Origin of the sequence: Synechococcus sp. H55.9, assembly GCF_047462355.1 — a bacterium.
Taxonomy (GTDB): domain Bacteria; phylum Cyanobacteriota; class Cyanobacteriia; order Thermostichales; family Thermostichaceae; genus Thermostichus.
On the sequence record NZ_JANSJB010000068.1, the window covers coordinates 2,421 to 11,714 of the forward strand.

Consider the following 9,294-nt stretch of genomic DNA (forward strand, 5'->3'; position numbering starts at 1 on the left):
CTGGGATCCCCAGCTCCACAGGCAGGCTCTGGCTCTGGATGGTGTTCGGCAACTTTTCTGGCTCTCGGCATGGATCCAATCTCTAGACTCTCCCGGCGCTGGCAGATCGATCCTAGCCCCATCTCCCCTGCGATCCGCCATAAGGATATCGGGATGAGAGCGGGATCGGTGGCTCATAGCTGGCGGGGCAGGTAGATGTTGAGAATTTCCCCCCGGTGGGCGCGGTGGCGCACGGTGAGGTAGCCCCCCAAGGCGCGGAACAAGGTTTGGGTGACGGGAAGGCTGAGGCTCACTGCACCCGTATCCGGCTGCACGACCAACAACTGCCCAATGGCTTGGGGAGATTTGGGCTCTGAGTCGGCAGCGGCGTTGCTGGCCTCAGGTGTGTTGACCTGAAACTGGAGTTTGACCAGCTCGCCAGCGCTGACCAGCTGGGCGCGAATGTGGCTGCCGGCCGGTGTGCTGCGGGCAATGCGATCCACCATGCCGAACAGCACCGCTTCCAGCGCCTTGGGATCGCTGACCACATCCGGCAGCTCGTCGGGGATCTGCAGCTCCAGTTGGGATCCCCGTCGTTTCACCTGCTCCTGCCAGCGAGGTAGGTTTTGCCGCACCAAGTCCACCAACGCAATGGGCTCTAGCTGGAGCCGACGCCCTTCGCCGGGAGTGGCAGCGGGCATCACCGTTTCCGTGGCCTGGAAGAACAGCCCGAAGCGGTTGATCTGCTCGGTACATTCGCGATCGATTTTCTCTACGTATTCCCGTACCCGTGGCGGCAGGTCGCGCCGCTTCAGAATGAGACTGACCAAGGTGCGGATGGTGCTAAGGGGGGTCTGGATCTCGTGAATGAGAGCCCGCAACAGTTCTGCCTCCGAAAGGCTGCTCTGTTGACCAGAGGACTGGCTCTGGGGAGAGGAATCTGTGGGGGAAGGGGGAGAGGAAGCTGCCGAGAGCCGCCCCTTCTTGGTGTCTTCTGGCCGGGTTGGGGGCGCAGGGGAGTTCTCCACCTCAGCTCTGGCAGGGGGCAGGCAAGCGGGCGAGGAGCCCGATTCGGCCAAGTTCCCTAACAAAAGAAGGCTGCTGAAGCGGGCCAGCACCCGCACATGCGGCTGCATCAGTGGATAGTGGATGGCCAACTCTCGCCAAGCAGCAAGCTGATCCGGCCTGCCCTGTTGAACCCGCTGCTCCAGGCTTTGCCAAGCCCGATGCACCACCTCCGGCTCAAAAGACACCATCATGCCTCTTTGCCGCGTGTGGGGGTGATACCCTTGGGCGGCCACCGCCGAAAAAACAGGGGTGAGCACCAGCAAAAAAGGCTCCTCCACCAAGGGATCCCGCGGCAGGAGAGGGATCACCGTCTGGCCAGGGGTCAGGATCGACTCCGGCGACAGATCGGGGGTAAACAGCCAGGGGGCTTCGCGGGCCGGCTCTTGCAGCTTCAGGTTGGGTTCTGGGGCGTCGATGGGCAGCGGCAGCTGGGGCAGCGGATCCCGCACCACCCAGGGGGGCCACCAAGACACCGGCCCACCGATCACCACGCCAAACCGTCCCACCTCTTGCCATAGCTGGAGCAGGGCTGCCACCGTCTGCTGCCACGAGCGCTCCCCCGCCCCCGGCAACCATTCCGGCAAAGGCAGAGCAGCCCACAAGGCTTCCATCAAGGACAGAAATCGGCGGCTGTTCACAGATCCCTTTGTCCCACCCTTCCCCTGTAGGCTAGCGGTTGTGGTGCTCCCAGGACAGCGGAAAACCTCACCTGCTCCAGGGCGGATCCCCGCCTTGCTCACCCAATCCGTCCATCCGGCAGGGTTGCCCCGCGCAAATTGGCACCGCTGAGGTTAGCCGTGCTTAGATCGGCTCGGGTCAGGATCGCGTCGCCGAGATCGGCGTTTTCCAGGTTGGTGCGCCCCAAGTAGGCGTCCACCAGGTTGGCATGCCTCAAATCGGCCCCGGCCAGATTGGCCCGACTGAGATCCGTCCGCGCCAGCTTGGCCGAGCGCAGGCAACTGGCGGAAAAATCGGCCCCGGCCAGATCTGCCTCACTCAAGTTGGCTTCTGTCAGATTCACCTGGCGCAGTATCGCCTCCTTCAAATTGGCCCGCATCATCTGCACTCCTTGCAGGTTTGCTCCTGTAAAGGCAGCCCCCCTCAGGTCGGTCTCGCTCAGGATGGCTCCCTGCAAACAGGCCTGCTGCAGATTGGCCCCTTGCAAGTTGGCCCTGAGCAGGCTGGCCTCTTTGAGATTGGCCCCGCTCAGGTCGGCCCGCGTCAAATCCGCTCCCGCCAGGTTGGCTCCGCTCAGGTCGGCGCGGCTGAGATTGGCGTTGCGCAACACCGCTCCCCGACGACTATCGAGTCGCAAGTTGGCCCCCCGCAGACAAGCCCCCCCCAAGTTGGCGCTGGTGAGGTTAGCCCAGCGCAGATCCGCATCCAGCAGATTGGCATCCAGCAGCAGGGCCAGGGTCAGGTTGGCCCCATGCAAATCTGCCCCCTGCAAAGTGGCGCCGTGCAACTGAGCATCTCTGAGATCCGCCTCGCTCAAGTCCGCCTGGCTGAGGTTGGCCCCACCGAGGTTAGCCCCAACAAGGTTGGCCTTCTGCAGCTTGGCCCGCCCCAAAAAAGCAAAAATCAAATTGGCACTGCGCAGGTTGGCTTGCGAGAGATCCACCCCGATTAAATCGGCCCGGCTTAGATCCAGGGCGGCTAGGTTTTCGCCCGCAAAGTTAGTGCGTCCTGCCCGGTAGAGGCGGAGCAGCTCCTTGGCATCCATAGGTAGAGAGGGGGAGCTCAGATGAAGCAGTGAGGGGGGATCTAACTGGTGGCCATTCTAGAAGAAAATCACGACGTTTCCCTACCGCTCTGCGCCGCCCTCACCCCAGCCCCTCTCCCAGCCCTCACCCCCAGCCCCTCTCCCAAAGGGAGAGGGGAGTTAGAGCGGCGCGTTGGCGACAGCGTATGGAATTCGAAGGCGATGGCTATGAGTGCTAGACGGGATCCCCAAACAGGGGGTTGGCTCTCAAACCAGTCCGAACAGACGGCGCTCTGCCTCTTCCATACGTTCCAACAGAGCAGCAAATTTCGTAGAGATCTCCTCCACTTCCTGCAAAAAGGCGCGCAACGCCTGGTACTTGAGAACCAAGGCTTCTTCCAGGCTACAGGTTGGGAACTGCTCATCCAACGCCTGGCCCAACTCGCTCAGGGCCTGTTCGATAGCCGCTTTAACCGAGCTGACGCTGCGCCGCACCAGACGCATCACCTCCTGCTCTAGCTGCGGCTTTTGCCGAGTTAGCTCGCTGCTGGCCAACACCTGTCTCAGGGAAGCATAGGGATCCACCAGCTCGCCAGGCACTTCCGGCAGAGCGTGTTCTCCACCGCCGCCGCGAAGGGGCTGCACCAGGCGCCACTCCGATTGCTCCAGCTTTTTCAAAATCCCCCTGAACATTGCGGCGGATCCCTCGACATCCCTCAAGAAGCCGCGCAGCACCTGGTGTTTGAGCGTCAGATATTGGGCGGGATCCTCATCCTGTAGTCCTTCGTCCAGAGCATTGCCCAACTCGCTCAGGGTGTTCTCGATGGCCACCATCAGGGATCCGGCGCTGCGATGGAGCAGTTGGCGGCAGGACTCTGGGATCGCCTGTCGGAGGTCAGAAGAGGGGTTGGGCGATGTTGCCAGAGCTGTAAAAGCCGGAGACCCTATAGAGGGATCCTCCCCATCCTCGACCCAAGTCATGGGGGCGCCAACAGCATCTTCTGTATCGAGCCAATCGAGAGCGACAGAGGCGGGCTCGGCAGCTAACCCTCCACCAGCGGCGGTTTCTGGGGGCACAGAAACGTAAAGAGGCTTCAGCATCTGCAGCACGGCATTGGCGGCTTGGCCATCCTGATCAGGCTCCTGCGACTGTTGCACCGCCTCCTTCAGCCGAGTTTCCAGCTCTTGGGGGGAATTGCAGGCCCTATAAAGGGCTGTGAGCAGCTCATCCAGGCTGTAGCGCCGTAGGGCCGCCAACCCCTGCAGAGTGGGCTCTACTTTGTGGTACAAAGCCGTGAACAGAACCAGCTTGACCCGCAAAGGGCTGGCTTGCCGCATCACCCCTGCCCGCAACTCGAAGGGATCGTAGTCTTGCTTTTGCAGTTGCAAACCCCCGTACTTCAAAGACAAGACAGGCGAGGGCTGAGCCCAAACCGATGGATCTGCTTGCGGCTGTTGATACAAAGGCTCCAGCTTGCTCAGCAGCATCTTGGCGATGCGGGCATACTCGGCTTTTTTGTTGATGCGGCTGATGGCATCTCGAAAGCGCTGGCCCAGAGCATCAAGGGTTGCGTGCTCACGGCAGAGCTGCTCCAGGAGTGCCTTCAGGTCTATTTGGCTCAACTTGCCGACATCGCCTTCCCAGGTGCTGGTGCAGGCAAAGTAAACCAGCTTTTTGACTCGGTCTGCGTACCCGCCCCGCTGCACTTCTTGCACGACAAGGCCCAGGGGATCCGAGACTACCATAGGGAGCTGCCAAGCAGGAGTATGCCGAATCTAAGCTTACGAGGGTCTTTGCGGTTTTTGAACAGGGCTGGGTATCTTGCTGGGCAGAATAGCATATCCTTCCCAGGCAGAACCCACCTGATGTTTGCCCAGGGATCCCCCCTGGAGTTTAGCGGCCTAGTTTTTGCAAGACCCTTTCCGCCTGCACCACATGGCGGTTCAATCCCAGGTTTTCCGCCGGGATCCCCAGGGCCAGGCCCACCAATTGCGGCACATGCAGGATCGGGATCCCCAGCTTGCGCCCGATCACCTGCTCCACCTCCGGCTGGCGCGAGTCCAAATTGAGGTGACACAGGGGACAAGGAGTCACCAAACAATCGGCTCCCGCCTCGATTGCTTCGAGGAGGTGCCGGCCTGCCATCGAGAAAGACTGCTGCGGGGCATAGCTGGAAAGGGGCCAACCGCAACACTGGGTGCGCCCGCGATACCAAACAGGGGTGGCCCCCAAATGCTCGAAGAGATCTTCCAGCAAACGGGGATCCCGCGCCACGTCAAAGCGGGAGATATCGTAGGCCCGCAACAGATAACACCCGTAGAAGGCGGCGCAGCGCAGCCCCCACAGAGGCCGTTTCACCTGTCGGGCCAATCGCTCCAGGCCGTAGTCATGAACCAGCACCCACAGCAAATGGCGCACATCGCCGGTGCCTTCGTAGCAGCTCTCACAGCTTCCTTGCTGGCACAGGGTTTGCACCCGGTGAAAGTACTCAGGATCCGCGGTTTTCGCAGCTTTCAACTTTTCATTCACGCGGCCCAACACCCCCTGGCAAGTGCTGCAGTGGGTGAGCATCGGCAACCCCAATGCCTCTGCCAAAGCCAGGTTGCGGGCATTCACCGTATCTTCCAGCAGCTCCGATTCTTCCTTGAAGGTGCCGGAACCACAGCAGGAAGCTGCCTCCAGCTCCACCAGTTCGATGCCCAAATGCCGCGCGATCCGGTTGGTAGAGTCGTACAGCTCGCGACAAGCCCCCTGGGCCACACAGCCGGGGTAGTAGGCGTAGCGCCAGGATGAAGGGAGGGCCGCAGTCATGAGAAGAAGCGAAAGAGCACTGGGTTTGCGATTGAGATGGGGGCTCTGGTGAACAGAGGCTAGCGCCTATTCCCCTTCAGGGGGCGCTGCTGTCTTGGCATCCCAAGCAGCCTCTGCCCCGTAAGAGTCGATATCAATGGCCTGGGAGCCCCCCATAGCCAACAGGGCCAGTAGGGATCCCAACTGCCACCACACCAAGCCTGCCGTACTCAGCACCAGGATTCCACCCACCCAACTGGCCAGAGTCAGAGACAGGCCAAAGACGTTCAAACACGCCACCACAAAACCAAGGGTAAACAAACAGCAGAGACCGTAGGTGAGGATCACCCCAGGAGTCCGGTAGCGAATTGTTGCCTGGCTATCTCGGTTGAGCTGCCAAAGGGCTACCTGGTATTCCAGCTTATCTTTGAAAATGATGCCGAAGATAAGAGCAAAAAAGCTAAGCAGGGCAATGGCGGAGTAAATGGGGGGATTAACAAAAGAACTGGAGAAGTTGCCGCCAGCGTAAAGGGGTTCCATGGGCCTCACCTCGGTTCGGGATCCAGGCTTTTAGCTTAACATTTCTTAGTACTAAAGATATCTAGGCTGCAACGAAGATTTGCCAAGGCGGTTCGGATGGCACTAGAGTAGCGTCAAGTCTTGCCAGCCCGTCGTCTTTTGCAAGTGTCTTGGGTGAGGTCATCATGCCGCTTATCCCACAGGGGTTGCGCCCCCATTGTCATCTCCTCCGGGCAGGGATCCCGTTGGTTGGTGCTTTGGCTTTGGGGGCCTGCTGGAGCAACCGCATAGGTGCCGAGTTGCCCACATCGGCTCAGAATCCTTTTCCCCCCATCCCCACCCCACCACCACCCCTGCCTTCCCCCAGTGGGACTCCGGGCCTTCCCCCCTGGTGGCCCCGCGCACAATCGCCGGGGTGGAAAGATTCTCCCTATGCGGGGGTCTTGTCTGGCTTTTTGCAGGGATTGGCGGCCCAAGGGGGAGCGCTCTCACAACAGGGGATCCTGCTGTGGACGCCGCAGGGGGAGCTGTTGGCGGAGCACCTGCTGGATCGGCCTTTGCCGGTGGGGGCCTTGGATCAGTTGGCCATCAGCTTGATGGCTCTGGAGACTTGGGGCTACGAGCATCGCTTTGAAACCCGGTTCTACACCACAGGCCATCGGTCAGGCCACCGCCTGACGGGAGATTTGATCCTCGTGGGCAGCGGGGATCCCTATTTCACAGAGGCAAATGTGGCCGAGCTGGCCCGTCACTTACACAGCCTTGGGATTCGCCAGATCGACGGGGATGTGAAGGTGGTGCCCCCCTTCCGTTTGCTGGGCCAGCCCGATCCTGTGGCCGGCGCCCGGCGTCTGGCAGAGCTTCTCAGCGGTACCCAACAGCCCCATCCGGTTGCCATTGGCGGCTCTGTGTCGCTCCTGAGGGATTGGCCTGCAGATGCCCATTGCCTGGCCGTCTACACCTCGCTGCGCCTGGGATCCCTGCTGCAACTCCTCAACGGCAGCAACGACCGGGCCATGGCAGAAGCCCTGTTGGCGGAGCTGGGGGGCAAAACGGCCCTGCTGGAGTACCTGCGGCAGCGATTGGTGGCTCAGCCCATTGCCCGCCTGGATCCCCAAATGGCCCCTGCTGAGCAAGACATCCGCCTTGGAGAAGGAGGGCAAGCACTGTACCTCTCCCCTCGCGCCCTAGCTCATCTCTGGGAACACCTGCTGGATCTCACAGATGGGGATCCGACTCGGATCCTGCCCAGAGCAGGCATCGGCCACAGCACCCTGAGGGCGCGCACCTTGCCCCCAGGTACGACTGCCCAGGTGGGATCCGCTGCGGAGCGGCTGATGCTGATGGGGCAGTTGCCCAATGGCCACAACTTCATCTTGCTCAACCACAGTCCCGATCTGGGCGTTTTGCGCCGGCAACAGGATCAGTTCCTGCAGCAGGTGCTGGCCGTTGGGGAGCCTCTCCGCTGAACTGTGCCCCGCCCTCACCCCCAGCCCCTCTCCCAGAGGGAGAGGGGGGCAGCGTTCAGGACTGAAAAAGGCGGGAATAGAGCTGCTGGTGGGCTTGGCAATCGCGCTCGTTGAGGGGGGCGAAGCTGCTCAGGGCAGGCCAATTGAGAGCAGGATCCCGCCGGACAACCGGCAGGATCTCCTGCTGCACCACGGTCTCAATCGGCTCATACAATTGGGCCAGCAGACTTTGCCCCTCGCTATGCCCCAAAGGCACCAAGCGCACCGCCGCCGAGACCCACCCGGTGAGGGAGGCAAACAAAAAGGCCCGTAGGGTATCTTCCAGCCCAATGCCTGCCTGAGCACAGATCCAGCCGAAGGCCAAGGGATGATGCCACGGCTCCCCCACTGCTTGGGGGACGGAGATTCCCCAGGTGCGTTCTGCCAGTTGAGTCAAACGCTTCCCCAGATCCAAGCTGGCTTGCCGCGGCTCCGCCGCCCAACGGGTGGCTTGCAATTGCCGCTGCAGCTTCTCTACTCCCGACGGGGATCCCGCTTGCGCCAAACGGTGGGCCAGGGCACAGGCTCTGCCCTCAATGGGGGCCAAGCTCATGTGCAAAACCCCCAGCAGATACTGCTGCACCCCGACCCGATCCCGAAGTTGACCCGCCTGAACCGCCGTTTCCAAACCCCACGAGTGGCAATAACCACCAATCGGCAGGGCAGAATCGGTAAGCTGCAGCAAAAGATAGAAAGCGTTGCTCGATCCCCGCGAAGCAAGTTGGGAGAAAGGTTCGCCGCGCATCTTCACGAAGCTTTAGCGGGGGCGGATCAGGCCGTAGCCGCCGTGGTTGCGGACGTAGATGACGTTGATCTCGCCGTTTTCGATATTGCGGAAAACATAGAAGTCGTGATCCACCAGCTCCAACTGGTGCAGCGCTTCTTGAACTGACATGGGAGGCATGGCGAAGTATTTGGTGCGCACCACCTCAGCCGGCAACTCCGGCTGCCGTTCGGTATTAAGCGGATCGGTAACAGGCTGCTGGGACACCGCCCAAGAGGTTTTGGGGGCGTGGCGGGTGCGGTGCACGCCATTGCGTTCTTTGTATTTGCGCAGCTTGCGGGCCAGCTTGTCGGCCACACGATCGATGCTGGCATAGAGATTTTCGCTGCTTTCTTCCGCCCGGATAACGGTGCCATTGGCGTAGACGGTCACTTCGGCAGATTGGCTGGCACTGATACGGGGGTTGCGGGCTACCGATAGATTGACATCAACCTCACTGGTGATCTGGGCAAAATGGCTGACAGCACGCTCAATTTTTTCTTGAACGTAGCTGCGGATGGCGTCGGTAATCTCGACGTTCTTCCCTTGGATCACAAGCTTAGTCATGGAGACTCTCCCAGTTGTATCGGTTTACGCCTAAAGTTAGCGCCTTACCCTCGCAAAGGATCCCTAGAAAACAGCCCCCACCTCAGGCATGATCGCGGCCCGGCAACTTGCGAAAAGGGGCCATGCAAGCGGCACTAACCTCTTGGGTTAAGTCTAAGTTAACACCTCCCCTCGGGTTCCCGACCAGGAGTTAAGAATAAATTTAGGCTGTCTTAACTCTTGATGGCTCGCACACCAGTGCGATTGCTCGGGCAAAGAGGGATCCCTAGAATTCAGAACCCTAAGTTAAGTTAGGTGGAGAAGGTATGAAGCAAAGGGCTGGAGAGAGCAATCTTGCCGGCGAAACTTGAAATACTTTCTTTTGCTAACACTTGAATTCGACTCTGCGGATCGGAGA

At 60.5% G+C, this 9,294-nt stretch carries 8 protein-coding genes; 1 reads left to right on the forward strand and 7 read right to left on the reverse strand.

What is annotated here, in order from left to right:
* Positions 1-173 precede the first annotated feature (173 nt).
* The 5 genes from NW857_RS09420 to NW857_RS09440 form a co-directional block, all read right to left on the reverse strand.
* Entirely contained in the window at positions 174-1,685 is a 1,512-nt protein-coding gene (locus NW857_RS09420; RefSeq protein WP_414336157.1) for a sensor histidine kinase, read from the reverse strand.
* Positions 1,686-1,783: 98 nt separating this feature from the next.
* Complete coding sequence (locus tag NW857_RS09425) at positions 1,784-2,770, reverse strand: pentapeptide repeat-containing protein (RefSeq protein WP_414368777.1); 987 nt, start codon at positions 2,768-2,770, stop codon at positions 1,784-1,786.
* 246 nt (positions 2,771-3,016) lie between these two features.
* Positions 3,017-4,495, reverse strand: a complete 1,479-nt coding sequence (locus NW857_RS09430; protein ID WP_414335484.1) for a hypothetical protein — start codon at positions 4,493-4,495, stop codon at positions 3,017-3,019.
* 148 nt (positions 4,496-4,643) lie between these two features.
* Positions 4,644-5,561 (reverse strand): CoB--CoM heterodisulfide reductase iron-sulfur subunit B family protein, encoded by a 918-nt coding sequence (locus tag NW857_RS09435; protein ID WP_414335486.1) that lies wholly within the window; start codon positions 5,559-5,561, stop codon positions 4,644-4,646.
* A 66-nt stretch (positions 5,562-5,627) separates the two neighbouring features.
* Positions 5,628-6,080, reverse strand: a complete 453-nt coding sequence (locus tag NW857_RS09440) for a hypothetical protein (protein WP_414335488.1) — start codon at positions 6,078-6,080, stop codon at positions 5,628-5,630.
* Between the two features lie 422 nt (positions 6,081-6,502).
* Between NW857_RS09440 and NW857_RS09445 the strand changes: the two genes are divergently transcribed.
* Complete coding sequence (locus tag NW857_RS09445) at positions 6,503-7,528, forward strand: D-alanyl-D-alanine carboxypeptidase (protein ID WP_414335490.1); 1,026 nt, start codon at positions 6,503-6,505, stop codon at positions 7,526-7,528.
* 55 nt (positions 7,529-7,583) lie between these two features.
* Here the strand turns inward: NW857_RS09445 and NW857_RS09450 are convergent, their stop codons facing one another.
* Positions 7,584-8,312: an urease accessory protein UreF gene (locus NW857_RS09450; protein WP_414335491.1), complete on the reverse strand. Its 729-nt coding sequence runs from the start codon at positions 8,310-8,312 to the stop codon at positions 7,584-7,586.
* Positions 8,313-8,324: 12 nt separating this feature from the next.
* Entirely contained in the window at positions 8,325-8,897 is a 573-nt protein-coding gene (gene hpf, locus NW857_RS09455) for a ribosome hibernation-promoting factor, HPF/YfiA family (protein ID WP_414335493.1), read from the reverse strand.
* Positions 8,898-9,294 lie beyond the last annotated feature (397 nt).

What these genes read in the sequence shown, in the direction of transcription:
- NW857_RS09450 (WP_414335491.1), bottom strand. Translation starts at nt 8,312, where the DNA reads ATGCGCGGCGAACCTTTCTCCCAACTTGCTTCGCGGGGATCGAGCAAC.
- NW857_RS09440 (WP_414335488.1), bottom strand. Translation starts at nt 6,080, where the DNA reads ATGGAACCCCTTTACGCTGGCGGCAACTTCTCCAGTTCTTTTGTTAAT.
- hpf (WP_414335493.1), bottom strand. Translation starts at nt 8,897, where the DNA reads ATGACTAAGCTTGTGATCCAAGGGAAGAACGTCGAGATTACCGACGCC.
- NW857_RS09425 (WP_414368777.1), bottom strand. Translation starts at nt 2,770, where the DNA reads ATGGATGCCAAGGAGCTGCTCCGCCTCTACCGGGCAGGACGCACTAAC.
- NW857_RS09430 (WP_414335484.1), bottom strand. Translation starts at nt 4,495, where the DNA reads ATGGTAGTCTCGGATCCCCTGGGCCTTGTCGTGCAAGAAGTGCAGCGG.
- NW857_RS09435 (WP_414335486.1), bottom strand. Translation starts at nt 5,561, where the DNA reads ATGACTGCGGCCCTCCCTTCATCCTGGCGCTACGCCTACTACCCCGGC.